This is a genomic window from Candidatus Lokiarchaeum ossiferum (genome assembly GCA_025839675.1).
GTDB classification, from domain to species: Archaea; Asgardarchaeota; Lokiarchaeia; order Sigyniarchaeales; family Promethearchaeaceae; genus Lokiarchaeum; species Lokiarchaeum ossiferum.
In genome coordinates, this window is record CP104013.1 from 4,843,494 (window position 1) to 4,865,605 (window position 22,112).

The window sequence follows — 22,112 nt, forward strand, 5'->3', positions numbered from 1 at the left end:
AAGATTGACCAAAGAAAAAGAATCTCCGAAAAAAAAAAAGAAGAATGCTCTTTTTTTCTTGTCTTCCATTTTTTCATTAATCCTTACATTTGTACTAATTACCTTGCTAATTCAAAACGTTGAAGCATTTTCTCATGGAGAATCTTCGGGTAGTTTGATAATCTATACTCTTCTTGAAGCTATTGGGTTATTTTTTATTCCAATCATATTCAATCCAAGAGCTGTAAAAAAAAGATTAAATCGAAATTCAAAATCTCCAAAATCTAAAGCAAAAAGTGATCTTGATCTCCGAATTGCTCGAATGGTCCGCTTGAATCCAAAATACAGCCCAAATTTAATTGTTAAATGCCCTAAGTGTGGTTTTGATAATCCTTCCAAGACTAAAATTTGTTTCAATTGTGCCTTCAATTTAAATTTCTAATTCCTTCTTTATTGCTCTGGTTTTTCTATACCATTAAATTTATTCCAATGAAAACATTATTTGTAGGTATATGTGTCCTTTATCCTACCAAGGTGAAACAGTCGAGGATCAATTGACAAATGCACAACTGCTCGAATCAGGGGAGTTCCCATTGACTCCTATATCTGTTTCTCTGCTTGGAACTAAACTCGTTGTTTTCAATAATATTCATGGCTCCTTATTGTATGGATATGGGAGATATTTTGGAATCCCAACGGGAATTCGAAAACCTCGGAATCATATTTTCGATCGACCCCTAGAACTCACCTTATTTGAGGGTGTTTATCTCTTGAAGCATAAAAAAATCGCTGTTAGAGACCATGATTCTTCGGGTTTCATAACCTTTGAAGATCTTTATGCTTTGGCTGAGACAAAATTTCCAGAATTTACGGATAAATACTTAATTTATGAAGATTTACGCAATAAGAAGTACATTCCCCGCCCAGGGCAAAAATTTGGTGCAGATTTTATCGTTTATCGTCAAGGGCCTGGTATCGATCATTCCAGTTTTTGTATTCAAGTGTTATCTAAACACACTAAAATTTCTTCAATTGATGTTGTACGGAGTGCTCGATTAGCCACTAGTGTCAAAAAACGTTTTATTTTAGCAAATCCCGTGAATAAATCTTATTTTTCATTCAAATGGTTTAAACCGTGATTTATATGAAACCACCTAAAGAAATTACAATTAGTCTTATCCAACCTTTCGTAGATCAAGATAATTCTAAGAATTTCCAAAAAATGGAAATGCTTATTGGATCTGCTATAAAGGATGGGGCTAAAATAATTTGTCTTCCTGAACGGTGGTTTTTCTTAGATTTTTCAAAAGGTCTAAATGAATATATCCAACCGATTCAAGGTATTCAGTACCAATATGTGAAAAAATGGTCCAAAATGTTTCAAACTTCAATTATTTCAGGAGGAATTTGGGAACACCATGAAAATACCAAGCAATCTTTTGTATCTTCCTATTATTTTAAAAATGGTGAGGAAATCTTCCGACAGGACAAAATTCATCTCTATGGAGCTGAAAAATCCATACTTACTCCAGGGTCTGAACTTGTTTGTTTTTATGATTCTGAGTTTGATGTAACATTTTGCATTCTAATTTGTTTTGACCTACACATTTCTTCATCTCTCTCTTCCATGGCTGTGAAAAATAATTGTGAGATTATTTTTTCCCCAACATTGATCCGGAACGATGGAGAAAATAACTGGAAAACTTATGTACAAGCGCGTAGTTTGGAAAATCGTATTCCGATCGTGTCTTGTAATTCTATTTTTAATCAATTAGGTAGGGATTTCTGTGGAAAAAGTAAAATTATTCATTTTAATCAAGGATTATCTAGTCCAGTTACGCTTGTTTCTGAAGAAGCATCAACTAGTGAAGAAGTTCTTACTCGTACAATAAATTTGGAATTTTGCAATAAACTAAGAATTGATCGTATGAAAGATATTGTTGATCCAAATTCAATATTGGTGATAAAATAGGAATATTGCATTCCTTTTGGGAATAAGAAAGATTTTTGAAGAATCACTAGTTGGTTTTCTCATTGGAAAGTGACTTTAATGGGAAAAACAACTGCTGAAATATTTGAGCTCGATACTGATCAATATCAAAGATTTCCGGAAGAAAATAATTGTTTCTTACGGGCACTATATGATAAAGAATTTCCCTCTTATCAGAAAGATCTTCTAACAAATATGGTCGAACTGGTGGATTCGGGTGAAAAAGGGTATCGTCGTCTCGATTTAGCCCTATATGCGGCTTCTTGGACTATTGATCAACATATGCCATTTGCGGCTAAGTGGTTTCCAAAACCCTCATCCAATGATTATATTCCTATTGATATTGTTAAACGACCTCCTGATAATATACCTGTTGATGAATTAACAAAATATACCAAACGTGCAGCGAGATTTTTGGGTGCTTCAGATGTTGGTATTGCGAAGGTAGATCCAAATTGGATCTTGAAAAATTCAGCAAAAGCAATGGGTCCTGCAGATGAATTAACGAAAGAAAAATTGCGATTAACTAATGTTGAATTACCCGAAGGGGTAACAAATTGTATTGTGTGCGCCATTGAAATGGATCCCTCAGGTATTAGAAATGCTCCAAATTTCTTAGAAGTCGCAAGTGTTGGAATGGGTTATTCAAATATGACTGCTCTTTCTGTGAGCGTTGCTCAATTTATTCGAAACTTAGGTTATATTGCAATTCCTTCCACAAATGATACGGGTTTTTCAATTCCTCTAGCAATTGATGCTGGTTTAGGTGCTTTTGGGCGTAACGGACTTTTGATTCATAAAAAATGGGGGCCGCGTATTCGGTTGTGCAAAATTTTTACTAATATGCCTCTAAACACGGATGAACCTGATTATGGATATATTGGTAAAATTGCACAATATTGTAAAGGATGTCGAAAATGTGCTGAAGAGTGTGAAGCTGAAGCAATTTCCTTTGCTGATGGGCCCGATCGTAGAGTACGCTGTTCTTCAAATAATCCGGGGGTAAAAAAATGGTATGTTGACACAAATGCGTGCTATGGAATTTGGGTAAAACATGGAACGGATTGCGGAAATTGTATTCAAGTCTGTCCCTTTAGTAAAACCCCAAATAAACTTACTCCCGATGAATTTTGGGACATGTAAGTTCTTATATCTTTCTTTTTTTTTCTTTAATGTTTATGGGAAGAGGAAATCATTCATTTCTTTGAGATCATTTTCAAGATTTTGACCCCAAGCATGGATCCCACTCCGAAATTTATTTCCTACAACAATTGCACGTTGTTTGATGATAACTGGTTTACCATGAATGTCTTGATACACAACCGGAACTGGTTTTTCAGTAATTCCCCAGAGTAATAGCAATCCAGTCGGTTCTAACGTGCAATAAAAATAATCATCCAGCACTTTCATTGCATCTTGAATATGTTTTGCTGTCATCGGTTGATTTGATTTTGGAGTAACTCCTTCACTCAAAGCAAGTAAACTTCCTTCATCGAGGGTGTTTATTTGTTCTATGCTATCCATATAATCGACTTCAATTAAACTTCCTCGGTAAGTTTGATGAACTTTTGAGTCCATCATTAGTTGAATTGCTCCCGATTGCCATCCAGCATATTTTTTTTCATGAGAATCCCGATCGACAAAGGTTAGGTCTGCGGGATGGGTATCATTAATATGCGGGAGTTTATTCTTTTGATTTAAAAACAAATTACTGCAGAATTGAAAGTTATAACCTCGGGCGCTAACAAGGTTCGTTGGAACAGTGGTTTGTTTTGCAATTAATTCTCCCAAGGATTTATGAAATTGATCTTGTCGAATTTTAAATCGGTTGTGAATTTCGCTTATTGGAGGGTTATTATCATCGTGGGTTGTATACCAATAACGGGTGGCTCTTATAGGATTTTGTTCACTTTTATCAATAAATTCATGATACCAATCAATAAAATCAAGTTCAATTAGGGGGACTTTATATTTATCGCAAACCTCTGAAGCATTGCATGATCGGTCTTTAGATTTATTACTAACAATTCCTTGTAATACAATTGGAGAATTCAAGGTATAAGATTTAACTTTTTCATACTGTTTTGCTTGAAATTCGCCTGTCGAAAAACTTCCTGAACCAAATATTAGATTTGAAATTGGTTGGTTTTCTTCAAGTGAAATTAATGGCACGATAGAACAATTTAGATCACCGCTCATTTCATCCCATATATCTAAGCATTTATTACGCAATTCTATGGGCGCCCATGCACGATTTTCCCATATTTTTTTGCTTAAATGATGTATTTTCTTTATACGTTCTTCGCTTTTTAATTTAGTTTCAGCCAGAAATTCTTCCATCATGAATACATAATTTTTTCACATATTTTGCTTTTACTAATTTATAAATGCATTCATCAGTACATTGGGGGCTTGGAATAATTATTGCTGGAATCACATCCTTATATATTTCAGTTAATTTTTGGATTGTTGGTTTAATTATTTTGAGTTCAATTTTCGCGGATTTTGATATATTTTTAAGAAAATATGCCCAAAATGGCAATCACCGCATGCTCTTTACTCATTCTATTTATCTTCCTATGATCCTAATATTAATTGGATTTCTTTCTTCAAAAATTGTTATTATTGTAATGGGTTTTTCGTATTTAATCCATATTTTGATTGATCTTCTGGATTGGGGGACCAACGCCCTTTTTACAAATAGAATTTTTGGGATTCGCTTTTTACTTAAGAGAGATGAGCATTTGAGAGTCCCTGAGATAATAGATCAAGAAAAAATACCTCAATGGTTTTTTGTTAAACGATACTATAACTCTGTCATTATGATTGGTATTGAAGTTTTTGTGAGCATTATCATGTTTATTACCTTATTTCTCTATATTCCCCAGTTTTGGTATTTTCTGGCAGGTTATTTTTTGACAATGATATTTCACATCAGCGAATACCTTGAATTAAAACATTTGAGCCAAGGAGGCTCTCCACGTATAAAATTACTCAAACATTAATATTAATTTCACAAGTGATTACATGAAAACCGGAAAACATTGGCAAGATATATTTGCAACTGTGATAAAAGAGACTGACTTTGTTCTTGAGATTTTAGATTCTCGGAACCCCATCGGTACACATAACAAGATGATTGAAACTTTTTTACTAAAGAATCGACCTGAAATCCAGCTCATTCTTATACTAAATAAATCTGACATTATCCCTCGAGAAGTTTTGAAAGAATGGAAACTTTATTTCAAGTCCCAAGGGTATAAAGTCTTTAGCTGTAGTGCAAAACATCATAAAGGTGTCATGAACTTATTGAAAGAAATTCGACATCTTGGAACTCGTCCAAATACAAATATGCTTATTGTAGGATATCCAAATACTGGAAAGTCGACCCTAATTGAATCACTAACCAAGAATGAAAAGAAAGTGGGAACTTCTGCTCGTGCAGGATTTACCCGGGTAATACAAAAAATTAGATTAACTAATAATGTTTTTTTAATTGATACTCCTGGAGTTATTCCAATCAATGAAAAGGATGAAACTGATATGGCCATCAAAGCTTGTATGGTGGCTGATAAGGTTAATGATCCTATGGGGGTGGTTGAAGCTATTTTTAAATTACTACCAAAGAAACAATTCAATTCCATCTACGGGATAAATCTCGACAAAAATGATGGACCTGAAAAGTTAGTTTTTGAAGTGGGAAAAAAATCGGGATTATTGATCTCAGGGGGAAAAATTAATGAGCCAGAAGCTCAAAAGCTTTTAATTAGGGACTGGCAATCTAATAAACTGAAATACTACTCTCTTCCTCCATCCATGATAAAAAAAGAAAAATCGGAACCAATCCTTACAGAACAACCTAAATATCAGAAAAATGCCCAAGGTATACCCAAATCATTGAGAAAAAGAAAAAAAAAGTCATCTTGAAATAATCCCTGAAAAATATCCGACGCTATAATCACTGGGGCCTGTCCCGCCTATTTTTTCATAACTTGTATAATATTGCAGTTTTTTTGCGGTGGTATAACCCATTTCTTTTCCTATTATCATTAAGGTTGCTATACATTGAGGTCCGCACACTGATGTATCGGTCGCTTTTTCCAAAGTTTTTTGCCAATTAAATTGTTCAAAGGCTTCCATCACTGCTTCATCTCGCTTGTGTTGAATTTGAAGTATTTCTTCTTTGGGATTTCGAGGATTTTGGGGTTGATAGTGCGTCATATCTGAAGAAGCAATAATTGCAATGTCCTTATTGTTATTTGAATCCAAAACTGAAGCTATATCCTTTCCTAAGGTTTCTAAGACATTTTGATTCATTTTTCCAATTTTAATTGGAAGAATTTTAACCGATTTTTGAGCCTTTGTTGCTGCATATTGAATGAAGGGGATTTGAACTTCAATATTGTGTTCTCGTCCATGGGGGAAACCATTAAAGGCTGAATCATCTTCTTTAACTACTTTTGATTCTTTTAATAACTGGATTGCCAAATCTGTATCAATATCCAAAGTCCCAAATGGAGTTTTCCAAGCGCCTTCTTTCATGATTCCAATTTCGTAATAACCAGTATGTTGTGTTCCTAAAATTATAACTGTGTCTGGAACTTTTTGACCAAAAACTTCTTGAATTGTATGAGCAGTCGCACTTCCGCTATACATATATCCCGCATGGGGGCTAACTCCTCCTAGTACTTTTCTATCTCCTCCATTATTATCTGTTGTTAGATTGAGATCGTGGGATAAGCCAAAAGAAGAATTAACAAAATTCTCATGAATTGTGTCTAGAAGTTCCCCTTTGAAACGGGGGTAAAATCTTCCTGCTGCTGAAGGGTTTCTTATGATCGCCATAAAATAAATCTCCTAAGTTTACTTTAAATCTTATCCTAAAAAAAGCTAATATAAGCTTTAATTGAAATGCCGAATTTTCAATTTTAATTGCAATGGAAAAATCAAATGATAGTAATACACCTTTTGATTTAGTTTTAGTTGGCCATTTTGCCTTTGATACTATTGTTCTTCAAAATCCTTATTCAAAATCTCAATCTTTAGGTGGGGGGGTCACATATGGTAGTTTAGCGGCAAGGTTCTACCAGTCAGATGCACTCATAGGGATAATTTCAAAAATTAAAGCAAATGAATCCCTCAATTGTTTAAAGCCAATTTCCAAAAATAAGATAAATATTGATGGTGTACGACAAGAAGGCTCATATAATACAGAATATTTGCTAAAATATCATGATCATGGAAGAGATTTACAGCTAATTTCCAAGGCAAATGAAATTGATATTCATGATTTTCCTCCATCGTATTTTAACACTCGAGCAATCCATCTTACTCCTATCGCTGATGAATTTACCCCAGAATTTCTAAACGATCTGTCAAAACATCAAGAAATTCAAGATGCTATTATTGGAGTGGATGTTCAAGGGTTCATTCGAGGGTTCGATGAATGCGGAAATATAACTATCAAAAATGGAACCGCAGATCACCAACAAATATTTGATATGTTGAGTAAATTCGGTTCGCGAATGTTCTTTAAAGCAAGTGATCTTGAAGCTCAAGGTGTTACCCATGAAAAAGACTTGAAAAAAGCAACTGAGTTATTAGGTTTAACCGGCGCTTACATTTTGACTACTTTAGGAGATAAAGGGCTCTATTTTAAAGCTCCAAACCATCCATTAATTCACATCAATGCTTATCGTCCCATCCAGTGTGTTGATGAGACAGGTGCTGGAGATTGTTTTATGGCTGTTTTATTATTACAAATCGGACAAATTGCTCCAAATGAACGTTCTTTCGAAAATATCGTTGAAGCAATACAGATTGCTTCAAGTGCTTCATCATTTCTAATTGAAAAAAAAGGTCCAAATGGTTTCCAAACCAAATGGAAGATTCTTTCCCGAATTAAGGCTGAAAATGAAATTTTGTTTAAAGAAGATAACCTTAAATCATAGTTTTTTTTCTATGTTCATATTAATGGATGTGGCTTCCTCAAATTTAGCTTTTTTACTGTTTAGCGTTGGTGAGATCATTTTCGTCATTATTCCAATGATTGTTTTCAAGTTACAGAAAAAAGATCTCAAGTATGAATTTCGCCATCGCATAATTCCCAATGAAATGCTCACTCGATCAAAATACTTACGTTTTTTAGATATTTTAATTGGTATATCAGTAGGAATTTTATTTTACTTTTTTGGGGGGTATCTGACGATAACAATACGAAAAGTTATTGTTGAAACCAAAGGGGAAGAATATTATGAAACCGCATCTGAAGGATCTGTAAATACTACTCCACCACCTCCTGAATCTCCAAATAACACCTTAATTTGGTTTTTGATTATCATAGGTGTTGTAATAATGTTCTGCTTTGTAGCATTATCGGAAGAATTCTGTTTTCGTGGAGTTCTACAAAAAGAATTTGGTCACATTTCTCCAATTCTTGGTATTTTGCTGAGCAGTTTTTTTTTCATGATATATCATGTCTTTCCAGGGGTAGTGCCTTGGGTGACCTTTCTTACTTTTTGGCTCTATTATTTGGCTTTCGGAATTCTTCTTGCTTTGATCACTTATTTTCAGAAAGGAGATTTAGTCATTTCAATTATTGCCCATGGAACGTTTAATTCTATTTTATGGGTTCAGCTTTATTTGCCCTATCTTCAATAATCTTATCAAAGAAAATTACTTCTCAGTTTAAATGTTTTAAAGCAAATCAAAACACACTTAAACATTTAATGACTATTTTATTTTTAACAGAAAATAACGGTATCCAACATGGTAGAACATAAAAAAATCCTCGTGATTTCGGATGTGCATGGAAAAATTCCAGAAATGATCGATTTTATGAATATGATGATAAATACTAAAGGAGAAAAGATCGATTTTGCAGTCCATTTAGGGGATTTTTGGTCTGGAAGGAATTACGACCCTCGAAGTGGAGAACAAATTCGAGGGGAATTTCAAGAATTCGACCTTTTTAAAAAGTTACCAATGCCCTTGTACTGTTTACGTGGAAATGAAGATTTGATACAACCAGAAGATGTTTGGCACTTAGAGAATCTATGGTTGATGGAGGATCAAGAAATATTTAAAATGAATGATTGGAATGTTTTGTCTATTGATTATCAATACCCTGGCGAACCCAGTGATTCTGAACCGAAGCATATAGATTACTCTTCGAAAGATGAAATTGATTTCATTTTCTCTCATCGACCTCCGTATGGCATTTTGGATGATACACTTCATTTTAAAACTCATAAAAAGTTAAAAAACACTGGTTCCCCCATGGTTCGTTCGTATTATGATGCCTTGAAACCATCTCTCTTCCTTTTTGGACATTTTCATTATTCAAATTTCTTTCAAACAGACTGTGGATTAGTTGCTTGTTTAGATAAACTTGTTCGGCTTGGAGGTGCTAACCAAGATGAGTTCAAATATTCTTATGCTTTATTAGATCCATTTGACCAATCTCTCGAAGTTTATTGGAAAAATCGGTTATTTTTCAAGTATAGCATCTTGGAACAAAAATTATCCGATGTTTCTCATTTTGATAAGCGAAATCTTTATTTTAGAAGGCGAAGAAGAAAGTAAATATAGTCTTTTTGTCTTTTTTTAGGTATGGTCATAGAAAAAGGAAATAATCCCTTTGATTTATTTGAAGTGTTTCAAGAAGCGTTTCCTGGTGAAATATCTTCCATTTTTAAAGTTTATTTGCAATTCAATCACTTAAAACGTGTTTATCGAAAAGGTTGGCTAAAAAGTGGAATTTCGCCTCAAATTTGTGAATCTGATGCGGATCACTCCTTAGGCGTTGCTTTCTTGGGATTAATTTTAGCACAAAAATACGCCCCATCATTAAATCAAGCGAAACTTTTGAAAATGGCAATTATCCATGAATTAGGAGAAACCGTAGTTGGAGATATCACCCCTGATGAGGATTATCCTACCCGAAAACAAGAAGAATTTTCAGTCGTCCAAAAAATTCTACACGATTTACCAAATAGTAGAGAATTGGTTGGACTCTACTCAGAATTTGAGAATAAATCGTCTCCAGAAGGAAAGTTTATGAAGGAAATTGATTCGCTAGAAATGGTCTTTCAAGCCTTGATTTACGAAAAGGAGTTTAATTTTGACTCTATTCAATTTTTAGAGTCTGTGCAAAAAAAAATTATGAACCCACATCTAAAAACAGTATTCGAGCAAATTAAAAAAATTAAAAAATTAGAAAGTTGAGCGCAGAACTTCAATAATGCTCCATTTTTCCACTTTTCTGGTAATAAAGAACATTCCTACTATGGAGATTGTAATTGACACTAAGAATGTGCTTAGGAGTGTACCGATATTCACTGCTGTCACCACTGGCATTTCTGAAATGATGGCAACATTGGTTTGCATTAAATATGCAATTAACCATCCTACAACAGCTCCTAATGAACCGGATGATAACATCACAGTTACTGCTTCAAACATCAACATTGATCGCATTTCATGGGGTTTCAACCCCATTGCACGCATTATTCCGATCTCATACATTCTTTCCATTAAGGTTGAGTACATCGATGCAATAAGTCCAAATAAACTCACTAAAATCGAGAAGAAAAGGATGGCTTGCATGATCAAATTTGAAGTATTGTTATTTTCTTCCATCATGTTGATCAAGGTAACTGATTCTTCCAAAAGAAAGTCATAATCGTCTCCAAAGTAGTTTTCAATGTATGTTTGAACATCTTGAATGTTTTCATAATCATTATTGGCTAAATTAATAAGGATTTTGTCAATTACCATTTCTGGATCTGTTGGTTCACCCCAATTCATGAGACGGCTATAATCTTCAAGATTTACTAATATTCCTGCACCAGTGTTTAAACTTAATTCAGAAGAACGAAAATTCCAGACTCCGGGCATTCCTCTTGATACGCCCACAACGGTAAAGACTGAAATGTTTTTGTAACCTCCATTGTCTGGATCGCTCATTGTAATACGAATATCTGCAGGTAATTCAGTTATTCCTAAATGATCCGCTAAAATCTTGGCAATAATACAATGATTTGAATTTTGCATTACTTGATTTATTGCTTCAGCGGAGCTTCCAGTATCCCGATCCCACATTAAAAGAGATTGATCAACGGTTTCATAATAATTCTCATCAATTCCAATTAAACTACTATAAAAACTATTATATCCTCCGATATCACCTATATATGCTTCATATTTCGGAATGTCACCAAATAAATTCCCAAAGAAATCTCCCATATCGCCATCAAATCCATCTTCCGACATAGAAAATATCATGGATGTTAGTCTGGTCATATCTAATGAATTATGGTTGATAATGGCTGTATTTTTAATTCCCGGCAATTCTTGAAGTTCTTCATATAATTTCATGTTGACTGCATCATTTTGATCAGGATTGCCAGAATTCGACATGACCAGATCTGCTCCATATTGAAATTGAAGGTTCATGGCTGAATTTGCAGATTGCATTTCTAATTGGGATGATATAAAGAATATAAATGAGAAGGTTAATGAAAACATGACAATTGTGGAAAGATTACGTCTTCGATATCGATAAAGATTAATTCTATACACTGGATAATATTTTCGCATAAAGGGTTTGAAAATGTTTGCAATTAATCCTTCTAGGACAGGAACAAAACCGATCGTAGCAAAAACTAACCCAATTAATACAGCAAGTAACAATCCTATCAATACATAATTGGTTACATTGGGTCCACCAGATCCTGTAAGTAATCGGGGGAGAATTAAGAAGAGAAAAATCCCCACTGCTGCTATTCCTAATCCAATTCCCATTAATTTTCCATTAATAGTTCCTTCTTTAGTAATTTTATATTCATCTTTGGTTGAATTTCGACTTGGATCTATCGCATCAGAAATTACCACTTTACCTGCTTTCATTGCTGGGATGATAGATACGATAGATGTGACCCCTACTCCAATAAGAATAGATCGTAATATTGTGATAGGAAGGATTATGAAATCTAATGAAATTCTCCACAACTGAAAATACGTAAATGTCCAAGTTAATAAGGGCGGTGCCGCAAGAGCTCCTACCAGTGTACCTATAAATGTGCCCAATATTGACATGATAATCCCCGAAATCAACACCATTTTAAATGTGAATTTTCGCTTTCCCCCTAAAACACGTAAAACTCCAAATTCTCTAACTCTTTCTTCAACCGATGTGGTCAAAATTGAATTAATTAAGATTCCCGTTATTAACATTGAAAAGAATGAAATAAAACTGAAAGTCATTGTCAAAGTCATTGTCTGCTGTTCAGAGTTCTGTAATTCTTGTAGTTTAGGAAGAGTGACACTAAATTCAAAACCTACTTCTATTTGGATTTGCTCGGCTATTAATCTCATTTCTCGCGTTGTTCCCTGAACATCTCGGGTATCATAGATCAATTCTGGATTTGCTAAAGTGGTGTGTATGGAATTTACCTTTCCTATTTGATTCATAAATTGTTGTAACCAATGTAATTCGAAAATAATAAGGGTTGATTCGATGCGTGAAAATCTTAGGTCTTGATCAACAATGGCTTGGATTGACAACGATGCCTCGTAGCTCGCATATTTGATATCAATAACATCTCCGACCTTTAAATTAAATAATCTGGCGGCTCCACGTGTCAGAATACATGAGCCATCCTTTATTGGACCTTTAAAAAGTTCATCGATTCTATCATATTCTGCATTATCGTCGCATAACCAAAGGTTTCCCATTGCTCCAGAATCTTGTTCCAAAGTAGAATTAATTCCATAGCCAATAATTTGTTTTTTAATTGTTTTATTAATCTCATTATCAAAATGTGATATTGAGATAAAAGTGTTCAATCTCGGATAATAAGTCTCAATTCCTTCAATTTTACCCCTTAATCGGTCTTCCACAATATTTTGATCGAAATATGGGTCAAAATTGAAATCTTGAGCAGAAAGTTTTTGAAAAACAATATCACTTGAACCCGATTCATTTGTTGCTTGATCAAGATATGAATAGCTTAGAGAATCTGCCAAACATCCTACAATTGTCAGTAATAAGATTGAGATTGCGATCCCACTGATACCAAAAATAGTTTTGACTTTTTGTCGTTTTAGATCTTGTAATGCGTATTTAAACACGTCCATTGTTGCTGTTATCCTCCTTTTTGCTTATAATTTTCTCTGTAATCTCTTTAAATTGCTTCGTTGGTATCTTATTTGCTATATCCTCAATTAATTCTTCTTCTTTTTCAAATGAATCAGTGATTTGATTGTCGTGTTCTCGGGAAGATATGATCTCTTGTTTCGCCTTTGAAAAGTCTTTCAGGAGTAATAGTTCACACGATTTACATTTATGGCCTGTGGATTCTTCGTCAAAATAACTCCACTTCTTACAAGCGGGACAAAATTTGGCAATGAACAAATTATCTTTCTTACATGACGGACAAAATATTTCAAAATCAGGGGCCAAATAGTATTTTTTGCATTTCTTGCAATAGAGTTTATAGGGTTGGTCTTTTTCCCAATTTGGATCGGTTTGACTTGAGATTATTTCAGCTTCTTGAAAATTCTGATTTTTCTCAAATTTCCGTTGATTATACCGCTCTATCATTGATAGGCTTTTAATAATTTCACCCGCTAAAAGTTTCTTCTTAATTTTTCTCTCATGAAGAATTTTTGCTCCTACCATTATTCCGATAAGTGCGATTCCTGCTGAAATCATTACTATTCCAAGTGTGGATATCGGATTGTGAACTTCTACGACTATTTTTTCTACCTCACGATTTCCTTGGATATCTACAACAACACAAATAATTTCTATTTTTTCTCCATTTTCAAATTCAGTGGTATCTAAACTATATATTATTTTATTATCAATTATATCAACTTCATAGAGGTTATTATTTATCCAAAATTCTGTTCGACTGTTATCTATGGATGAATCATCTAGAATTAATATTTCAATAGAAATTTCTCCCGAAATTTCATCTCCACTTTCAAGTCCGATGAATTGAATTGTTGGGGGTAAATAATCTTTCGTATGGTTCATATCTATGACTAAATTAGAAATTTTCCAGCCAGAATTCGCAATTTGGGTTCCAATATCATCTGAGGTAAATTTAAACCGGAAAATTGCTTCACTTCCCATAAAATCGGATATATCAATCGAAACCTTCTCTATACCTGTTCCTTTTGTGTCTTCATCATAGGTGTGTAATCGTTTCCATGATTTTCCAACATCAACTGAAATAAAAACTTCTGCATAATCTCCATATTCTTCTCCATCTGTCTCAAAACGAAGTCGATGTTCAAAGTTCAAGAAAATTTCATTCGTTCCTTCCAATTTTATTAGAGGTGAGATCAAATTTGCAGTTATATTATGTCCATAACCCAAGTAATTTCCTTCTCCGCAGTACCAGCTTCCTTGAACTTTCTTGTTTTCGAAAATTGTTGGTTGATGCCAGCTACTATTAGATTTAACCCACAATGACGGTGTGTTTGGAGAATTTGCTTCGATTATTGTCCATAATTCAGGTTTTATTTCCGTTGTTATTGGAAAATTTTCTGCAGTGGCTTCTTTAAATTGAAGTTCTGATTGCCATGCTGTAGATTTTTCATATTTACCATCAAAAGCAATAAATCTAAAACTTGTGTTATGCATTAAATACACTGAAATTACACAAACAAACACAATTTCATTCCGAATATCCATTGAATTCATTTTCTTTGGATTATATCGACCATATTTGTTTGTCATGTTATAAATATTCTCGTCAATTTCGAGATTTACCCATAAAGGCATATCACCATCTAAATCAGAATACGCAACTTGGAAGGTATAGGTTCCGAATTTCGTTTCTGTATTAGATTCAAAGAAAGGTTGGTCAACATTAGGTTGCGATAAATCATGAACAGGTGAAAGAATTGGAGAATACATATTTATACCAGAAATATCCTCTATTGTAAAATGATCTAACATTACTCCTCCGCCATATACTTCATTTTTATTTTCCCAATGTGTGAGGAACCGAATTTGAGTGTAGTTGTTCATATGTTCGGATAAATCATATTCTCGATAAATCCAATCACTTTCTATATCGCTAAAATAATCAAGTTGTTCCCATCCGGTTCGATTTATTCTAATTTCGATTGAAAAATCATCCAGTTCTCCAAGACTTAAACGGAATCCAATTTTTAATGTGGGGTTGATCGATTCACTCTCATTTAAAAATACAATAGGGGATGTTAATTCATAGGTTTCGGAAGTATTGCCAGTATAATATATGGGTTTTTGGTCTATTTCAAATACTGATCCATTAAAACCTTCTAAGTGAGAATATCCACAATATAATGCTTTCCATGAATTCTCGCTTTCCGACACATTGCGAAATTCTAACGTGTCTGAAACCGAAATATGGTTCCATCCTGCAACGGAAGGTGTTGTCATATCTTGAAATATTATGTTTTTTTGTTCATTATCCAGATCCCAAAGTTTATCTTCATGATCAAAATCTGTTGTATATCCATAATCTGCTTGATTATGAATTGGGTTGATAAAAATCACATTTTCGTCTGGATCTACATAATCTGTCTGATATTCTCCTATAATAGATGTGAAATTATATGAAAATGAACCTGATTGTGGAAAATCCAGTAGGGCATAGTAAAGGCATCCATTAGTATAATTTCTATCAGAAGCGATTCTTTTTATCATAGGTACGGGTCCCATTGAATTATTGAAATGTATATATAATTCACTTGCGGGATAATTTTCTGCATTGGTATAGTTTACTTCAAAATAATAGCTGTCTAGAATATCTTGATATTCGTAGGAAGATTCAATTGTGTAATTTGCATTTTGTAATATGGTAGTGTTAGAATAGAGTTGTTCTGTTACATTTAATTCTGCGGTACCCTCTCCAGATATTGCCTTGGCGATCAAATAATATGTACTAGTTTCATGAAGGTTGGAATAGTAAAAATATTCATCTATGCCACCTGTTTGAGGTTCTGCTGCAAGAATCACCGGTCGACCATATTGATCTCCTAAACTATCATACAAGTAGAGATCTGCATCCAAGTCCGCAAAAAATCCGCCTTCAATATTTAATTCGAATCGATATAGTTTATATTGTTCTAAAGTTATATTAATTGCATAAACATGGGTTGCTTGAGGGTCGTCAGATGAACTTGTTAAAGAAATGCCTATAGTATCATTAATGGGGTAACTTCGCGTAAATAGATCACCAATTGCTGAAGGGTTTACTCTTCCATAACCCTCATTTAAATCGGCAGTACCACGATTAATTTCTGGTGATTCCAAGGATTCATCGTAAGAAGTGCTTGGATCATCTTCTCGTTGCAAATTTGTTTCTGAAGCTGTCATGAGAAGCAATGCTTTTGCTCTTAAAGCATCATAACCTGCAGTAGAATTCCCATTTTGCCACATTCCAAAGAGTTCGACTATATTGCTGTATATACCTGCGACAATTCCCGCAGATACGGAAGTTCCACATATCGGAGATATGTCATTAAGTATCTCTTCGGTAATTTGTCCATTATCTTCTCCATCATTAGTGTCTGCGGCTAAAATCATTGCGGAATTTTGTAAATAACTCCCTCCTGGTGCGACGATATCAGGTTTAGCTACATCGTCTGAATCATACCAAAACTTACCTTGACCATCCAAATTTTCACCTTGACTACTATAATAGGTAATTTGATCTTGATCATTTGTTGCTCCTACAACAATTGCCTTTTGATTTTTTGCAAGCATATTCATGTTGGAATTGATTCCGTTATTGCCTGCTGCAATAATCACCATTGTACCATTATCAATGACGTTATCTATCAAACTTGATATTTTTTGAGCAAGTAATTCATCCATATCGAAATTTCCAACGCTAAGAACCGTCACAAAAATACGATATTTCGTATTGTTATGCCAGACCCATTCTAAAGCAGAAAGTAAATCTGATGAATATCCTAGCCCAGTCGAATTTAAAACTTTTAATGAAGTTATTTTAGTTTCTGGGGCAATACCAGCGAAATTTGCAAATCCCTTTTCATAATTTTCAGGAGTAAAGGTAATATTAAGTTGGAGATCAAATTGAGGGTTTTTTCCCAGTTCTACTGAATATACAATGTAGATGTCAAATAAACCCACTTTTTTACTTTCATCAAAAGGTCCAGAAGTATCCCAAGATACGTCTAAAGAATTAGATGCGCTAGTATTAATTAATTGACCATCTTTATAAAATTTTAAATTATATTTCGAGAGATCGATTATATTACTCATCTTTCCCTTAATTTCAAGGTTATCTAATGCTTCAGAGTCCATTTCAAAGGAAGCTAATTTAAGAGAATAGTCTTGGGGAATAATGTGATGAGGGTAAAAAAGATCAAAATGATTAAACCTACCTCCAACGCTTATATAATATCCATCCCCGCTGTGATTCATCTCAAAAGATTTATTTGCAGATCCAACTGCAATGGATGCAATGCTAGTTCCATGTCCATTAGAATCAATTGGTTCTGTCTCATTTTCTTCTGAAAAATCTTTCCAACCAATAATAGATCTAGAGAAGTTTAAGTCTCCAAACCCATTTTCAAATCCAATGAATGCATCATCAATACCAGTATCTAAAAATGCAATCGAACCATTAGATGTTCCATTAAATATCATATTATCTCCTACTGTTGCAGGATAGATATTCAGCTGGTCATGAACTGTATTCATCTGAGTTTGGATCATTGAATCTTCTACAACTGTCATATTAGGGGTTTGAGATGTAAATAATTTTAAGTTACCTTCAGAATTATTTATCTGGCCAGCAAAACCAACGATATTTTCCCAAGGACCTTCCATCAAAATACCCCCACAATTGGAAAAGTTGCTTAAAATGTCATTCATATTAGATTCCATAGAATCAAACAAAAAGACATATCTATGAGATTCATTATCATAAACTGAGTTATCTTCTAAAATACTCTGAGATTGAATTTGTGTTACTGGAGTTATTATCTCTTCACTTAATTCTATATTTTTGTTGGTGGAATAATCCAATGCTTCTGTCAAATCAAAAATTGGTGTTGAAAAGAGAATCATTACAAATATTATGATTATATTCATAGGCTTTTTTTTAGACAATGCTTTCATGATCCATTCTCCTCCGTTGTGAGTTCTTCTAAGAATTCTTTTAGATTTTTCTTTTTCCATGCAATATCTCTCAAGGATTGGCCAAAAAGGAGAGATTCCCTTCTCTCTAATTCTAAATCTTCCCTTGAATATTGTGATTTTTTATAATATGTAAATCCGATTACACTCGCTCCCACAATTATAGGAAGAATTATAATCAAAATGGATTCAAAATAAGATTGCCTAACCATTATTGTCATAACTGGGCTTTCGATAGTCCTTTTATAAATATAACAATAGTTTAATTCTGCAGGGTTGATCTGATAGATTCCATTTTTGTTTAAGGTTCGTAAATGATATGTGAAGGTGATAGAATCACCCGGTTTTAACAATTCATAATTTCTAATCATACTTCCATCTTCCAACGTAAATCCTTCTGCACTATAACATCGTGTATCATCGATTGTAAAATTACCCATATCAATATTTCCAGTATTGATTAAGGTTACAGTAATAGAAATGATATCTCTATGCACTGCATTCACAGTATTTAGATCTTTTGACAGAGATGCATTAAAAACTCCTAAATGGAGCAGATTACTGAATGACTGCTTCATAAATTTTGTTTCTATTTTTGAATTTATTGTCAATTGAGGGAGTGTGTATCCTCTATAGTTATCTTTCCGATAACTTAAAGTGATTAATCGGTCTTCTGATGGGACTAAAGAAGATATCCAGATTAAATCGGTCTCATTTAGAAGTGTAAATCCCGTGATATTAGAGTTAAGAGGTATTTCAATATCTAAGAATGTTGTGGGTTCCAAATTCTTTATTCTAATTTGAACTTCAAATACATCATTTATTTCTGGCGCATTTTGGTCAAAATTGGAGATATATTCAATGCTTAGGGCATGTTTATGCGGAGTATCACTCGCTGAAAAGTATCTCACAGGTGCGGAGAGGTATTGGTTATTACTCTGTACTCTTTTTATGGTGGAATTTTCCATTCTTTCTTCATCTTGCCAAGTTACTGTTGCACTTGGTAAAATTCTGCTATTAGGAACAATAAAATCGAAGGTAATATTTTCATATGAATCTCCTGCATTTAGAAAATCAAAATAAATGAACAATTTATCACCTATTAATGTAAAATTTCCTGCTGTTGCAACTAAATAGTAACTTTCATCTGTAAATACTTCGGCAATATTGTTAATTTCTTTGATTTTACCTGGTAAATCCAGTTCTAAGCTTATATTTTTTGCAGAAGTCATCCCTACATTTGAGATCGATATATTGTAGGTCATTGTTTCTCCAATTTTTTTATTATATTCATCCATATGCACGAGGGTATTGAGAGAACTTCTATCATCAGTATTTAAAATAAAACTATTAGAATGACTTAGATATTGTGTTCCTAACTCCGAACAATATTGAATAATCGCTTGATCATGAAAGATTTCTTGATTGAGTCTCGTTTGAAAAAGCAGCTGAAAATAATCAATATCTACTGTAAATTTTTCAGAATTTTCAAATGTAACACGAAGAATTATCGAATAATTTTGATTTTCTCGGTAAAATTCTGAAAGTTCATAATTAATGCTAGAAATTGTGAAGTTAATTTTTTCAGGCTCATTTACAGAATAAATTCCAGGAATTGAGATAAATTCATCCCCTTCCTCCCCAGTATCCTGATCAAAATTATAAATCTCCAAAGATAAAGTTGTTGAGTTTAATGAATTTTTAAAATACGCTTCAATACCTAACCCATCCAAGCTATTACTTGAATTAATATCAAAACTACTTTCATTTTGGAACATAAAATATGTTTGAATTTGATAGGAAGACCCAATTTTTTGAGATTGAAGATTTAAGGTCGTCGAATCATTTTCTTGATATGTTCCAGAAATATAAGTATTATCAATTATCGAACCGTATGAAATGACGGGCGATATCCCTTCTATTGAAGAAATATTTAGTGAATTGAATGATTCAAATTGATCTTCTAAATTTCCTGTTGCTGCAGATATAGGAATTGTAAAATTATCTCCAGGCATAATTTTCCAATTAGATGGATTAAAAATACTGTCCGAAGAATTAAAGGATTGAGGATTGTTTGCAATGGTACCAAATGCCTCTGGATTGTCTTCTAAGATTTCTGCAAATTCTGGAGAATAAGGATAGATCATTTCTAAATTTGTTAGAATATTTGTCATTTGAGGGTATGTAATATCATAAGTGCCCGAATTATTTGAATCTATATTGAAAAATCGAGGTTCTTCATTGTGAAAAAGATCAGTTAAATTATATCCAAGGGTTTCAGTAGTATGAATAATGGCATCACTATCATAACCCAAAAGCTCAAAGAAATTTTGATTAATATCTAAAAGAGTGATTTCTTTTGTTGGATCATTAGTTATACCTAAATTGGAAATATCTCTTTTTTGACCCCAAATTTCATCCAATCCACGATTTTCCACAAATATTTCGATTGATGGTTGTTCATCATCAAATAATACATTAGATGCGTTTCCTTCTGCTATTTTTTTTTCAATATATAATGAAGGTTCATTTATAATAGGGCGATAGATACAAACAAATTGATCCAGTGGGGCGATCGTTGAACCTGGAATTCCGAAATTACTTCCAATTCCGCCTAATAGGCTAAGAAAATTAATCGGATCTGAATCATTTGCCAAGTTTTGGACCGTTGTTGTCAATCGCGTCAAAGATTCGTTTGTTGACCACTGAATCTTGAAGGAATAATTCTTAAAACTCGATAAATCAAATTCATCATCAAATAAAAATAGAATACTTTCTATCCGTTGGAGATTATAATCTTCAAAGTCAAAGTAACTCGGTTGAGTGGAAATGATTTCAGATGAGATAAACCCAATGTCAATTAAACTAAGTGAGATTCCATCCATGGAATTGAAACATTTTGAAGAAATTGCTAAATTTTCTCCTTTATAATTGAGTGCTGTAAATAGATCAAATTTATATTCATGTTCCCCCACTTCTGAAAATCCTTCTTTATTGCCTTCGTATTGAACTGAATAAATTACAACGTTATCCAGTTCATCTAAATAGGATATTGTGTTATCGTCTTCTTCATCTTCTTCCTCAATTTCTTCTTCTTCTGGAGGTAATAATTCATTGGGTGAAATATTATCATTGGATGGCCCTTGGGATGAACCTCCACCATCCAGTCCAAAATTAAATAGTGATGATGAAGTATCAATTGCTGATAGATCCATATTAATTGGAGTATTATAGGGAGCAATTGCTTCTAATTCATTTTCCAACATCGAATAATGTTTCAAGAATAGAAGACTTGAGCTGAGATGCTGATTATCTAGATAATTTTGGCTTAGAAGTCGATTATCATCGAAAGCACCCCAGTATCCATCTTGAGGGGTATTTGAAATTGTCGTTTCAAAATAATTTTTCCAATTTGGGGTGGCACCGTAAAAAGGATAGAAATATCCTCGTTGAGAATCTTCAATAACATCATGAAACAAGAGATCTACTTCAAATAAATCCTGAAATATATCTAACGCTCGGGTTTTACGGGTCTGAACTAAATCGTAGGTGGATCTATTGTCATAATATAAAAAGCCCGTTAAGGATAAATATGAGAGTTCAATGGTCTTCAAATCATTGGTGGTTGCCAATTCCGGATTAAGTACTGGTGAAATTCCATTAGAGATAGAAAAATAGAATGAACTCCGGAAAAAAGCTGGATCTGAAAGATCGACTCGTTCAAAAATATTTGTGTCATTTGTGATATAAGATTGACGCACTAAGCTCTCTTTACCTGCTATATTTACAGCAATTTGTTCCGCAAATAATTCATTACCTGATATATCTGATGTTTTTGGGGATTGATGTCTTTCACTATCCTTTACTGGAATAATTTGTTCAATATTTTCTGTAATTGCAATAGAACTCAATGGAAATATGCATAAGACCATCAAAAGGATTCTAAGATATTTTAATTTGGTTGATTTCACT

General features: G+C 33.5%; 15 protein-coding genes. 10 read left to right on the plus strand and 5 right to left on the minus strand.

The window, feature by feature from the left end:
• Positions 1-4 precede the first annotated feature (4 nt).
• The 4 genes from NEF87_RS20765 to NEF87_RS20780 all read left to right on the plus strand — a co-directional run bounded on the left by NEF87_RS20765 (position 5) and on the right by NEF87_RS20780 (position 3,112).
• The gene (locus tag NEF87_RS20765; RefSeq protein ID WP_457917326.1) at positions 5-421 is read left to right on the plus strand and encodes a hypothetical protein; all 417 of its coding nucleotides are present in this window, start codon (positions 5-7) and stop codon (positions 419-421) included.
• A gap of 70 nt (positions 422-491) precedes the next feature.
• Positions 492-1,118, plus strand: coding sequence for a tRNA-intron lyase (gene endA, locus NEF87_RS20770; protein WP_457917327.1), 627 nt, complete (start codon positions 492-494; stop codon positions 1,116-1,118).
• 5 nt (positions 1,119-1,123) lie between these two features.
• Entirely contained in the window at positions 1,124-1,951 is an 828-nt protein-coding gene (locus NEF87_RS20775; protein ID WP_457917328.1) for a carbon-nitrogen hydrolase family protein, read from the plus strand.
• A 78-nt stretch (positions 1,952-2,029) separates the two neighbouring features.
• Complete coding sequence (locus NEF87_RS20780) at positions 2,030-3,112, plus strand: 4Fe-4S dicluster domain-containing protein (protein WP_457917329.1); 1,083 nt, start codon at positions 2,030-2,032, stop codon at positions 3,110-3,112.
• Between the two features lie 33 nt (positions 3,113-3,145).
• On the opposite strand, the gene NEF87_RS20785 is transcribed toward NEF87_RS20780, so the two are convergent.
• Positions 3,146-4,312 (minus strand): hypothetical protein, encoded by a 1,167-nt coding sequence (locus tag NEF87_RS20785; RefSeq protein WP_457917330.1) that lies wholly within the window; start codon positions 4,310-4,312, stop codon positions 3,146-3,148.
• Positions 4,313-4,356: 44 nt separating this feature from the next.
• Here NEF87_RS20785 and NEF87_RS20790 point away from each other — a divergent pair, with 44 nt between their 5' ends.
• The gene (locus tag NEF87_RS20790; RefSeq protein ID WP_457917331.1) at positions 4,357-4,974 is read left to right on the plus strand and encodes a hypothetical protein; all 618 of its coding nucleotides are present in this window, start codon (positions 4,357-4,359) and stop codon (positions 4,972-4,974) included.
• Between the two features lie 22 nt (positions 4,975-4,996).
• Complete coding sequence (locus tag NEF87_RS20795; protein WP_457917332.1) at positions 4,997-5,896, plus strand: YlqF/YawG family GTPase; 900 nt, start codon at positions 4,997-4,999, stop codon at positions 5,894-5,896.
• Here NEF87_RS20795 and amrB read toward each other — a convergent pair.
• Positions 5,888-6,814, minus strand: coding sequence for an AmmeMemoRadiSam system protein B (amrB, locus tag NEF87_RS20800; protein ID WP_457917333.1), 927 nt, complete (start codon positions 6,812-6,814; stop codon positions 5,888-5,890). The genes NEF87_RS20795 and amrB overlap by 9 nt on opposite strands.
• Before the next feature lie 92 nt (positions 6,815-6,906).
• On the opposite strand from amrB, the gene NEF87_RS20805 reads away from it, so the two are divergent.
• From NEF87_RS20805 to NEF87_RS20820, 4 genes are all read left to right on the plus strand, one after another.
• Positions 6,907-7,920 (plus strand): PfkB family carbohydrate kinase, encoded by a 1,014-nt coding sequence (locus tag NEF87_RS20805; protein ID WP_457917334.1) that lies wholly within the window; start codon positions 6,907-6,909, stop codon positions 7,918-7,920.
• A 10-nt stretch (positions 7,921-7,930) separates the two neighbouring features.
• Positions 7,931-8,629 (plus strand): CPBP family intramembrane glutamic endopeptidase, encoded by a 699-nt coding sequence (locus NEF87_RS20810; RefSeq protein WP_457917335.1) that lies wholly within the window; start codon positions 7,931-7,933, stop codon positions 8,627-8,629.
• A 108-nt stretch (positions 8,630-8,737) separates the two neighbouring features.
• On the plus strand, positions 8,738-9,553 hold the full coding sequence (locus NEF87_RS20815; RefSeq protein WP_457917336.1) for a metallophosphoesterase family protein: 816 nt from the start codon (positions 8,738-8,740) through the stop codon (positions 9,551-9,553).
• A 27-nt stretch (positions 9,554-9,580) separates the two neighbouring features.
• Positions 9,581-10,195 (plus strand): HD domain-containing protein, encoded by a 615-nt coding sequence (locus NEF87_RS20820; RefSeq protein WP_457917337.1) that lies wholly within the window; start codon positions 9,581-9,583, stop codon positions 10,193-10,195.
• Here the strand turns inward: NEF87_RS20820 and NEF87_RS20825 are convergent.
• Genes NEF87_RS20825 through NEF87_RS20835 form a run of 3 tightly spaced genes read right to left on the minus strand, consistent with a single transcriptional unit; the run spans position 10,184 to position 22,111 of the window.
• Positions 10,184-13,108, minus strand: a complete 2,925-nt coding sequence (locus tag NEF87_RS20825; protein ID WP_457917338.1) for an ABC transporter permease — start codon at positions 13,106-13,108, stop codon at positions 10,184-10,186. The genes NEF87_RS20820 and NEF87_RS20825 overlap by 12 nt on opposite strands.
• A complete protein-coding gene (locus tag NEF87_RS20830; RefSeq protein WP_457917339.1) occupies positions 13,095-18,182 on the minus strand; it encodes a S8 family serine peptidase in 5,088 nt (1,695 codons plus the stop codon). Before NEF87_RS20830 ends, NEF87_RS20825 begins: the two co-directional genes overlap by 14 nt.
• Positions 18,119-22,111 carry a hypothetical protein gene (locus NEF87_RS20835; protein ID WP_457917340.1) on the minus strand — a complete coding sequence of 1,331 codons (3,993 nt, stop codon included), beginning with the start codon at positions 22,109-22,111 and terminating at the stop codon, positions 18,119-18,121. Before NEF87_RS20835 ends, NEF87_RS20830 begins: the two co-directional genes overlap by 64 nt.
• Position 22,112: the final 1 nt, after the last annotated feature.

Coding starts and splice junctions, on each gene's coding strand:
- NEF87_RS20830 (WP_457917339.1), bottom strand. CDS start 18,182: ATGGAAAAAGAAAAATCTAAAAGAATTCTTAGAAGAACTCACAACGGA.
- NEF87_RS20795 (WP_457917332.1), top strand. CDS start 4,997: ATGAAAACCGGAAAACATTGGCAAGATATATTTGCAACTGTGATAAAA.
- NEF87_RS20805 (WP_457917334.1), top strand. CDS start 6,907: ATGGAAAAATCAAATGATAGTAATACACCTTTTGATTTAGTTTTAGTT.
- NEF87_RS20825 (WP_457917338.1), bottom strand. CDS start 13,108: ATGGACGTGTTTAAATACGCATTACAAGATCTAAAACGACAAAAAGTC.
- NEF87_RS20790 (WP_457917331.1), top strand. CDS start 4,357: ATGCATTCATCAGTACATTGGGGGCTTGGAATAATTATTGCTGGAATC.
- NEF87_RS20780 (WP_457917329.1), top strand. CDS start 2,030: ATGGGAAAAACAACTGCTGAAATATTTGAGCTCGATACTGATCAATAT.
- NEF87_RS20820 (WP_457917337.1), top strand. CDS start 9,581: ATGGTCATAGAAAAAGGAAATAATCCCTTTGATTTATTTGAAGTGTTT.
- NEF87_RS20810 (WP_457917335.1), top strand. CDS start 7,931: ATGTTCATATTAATGGATGTGGCTTCCTCAAATTTAGCTTTTTTACTG.
- NEF87_RS20775 (WP_457917328.1), top strand. CDS start 1,124: ATGAAACCACCTAAAGAAATTACAATTAGTCTTATCCAACCTTTCGTA.
- amrB (WP_457917333.1), bottom strand. CDS start 6,814: ATGGCGATCATAAGAAACCCTTCAGCAGCAGGAAGATTTTACCCCCGT.
- NEF87_RS20785 (WP_457917330.1), bottom strand. CDS start 4,312: ATGATGGAAGAATTTCTGGCTGAAACTAAATTAAAAAGCGAAGAACGT.
- NEF87_RS20815 (WP_457917336.1), top strand. CDS start 8,738: ATGGTAGAACATAAAAAAATCCTCGTGATTTCGGATGTGCATGGAAAA.
- endA (WP_457917327.1), top strand. CDS start 492: ATGTGTCCTTTATCCTACCAAGGTGAAACAGTCGAGGATCAATTGACA.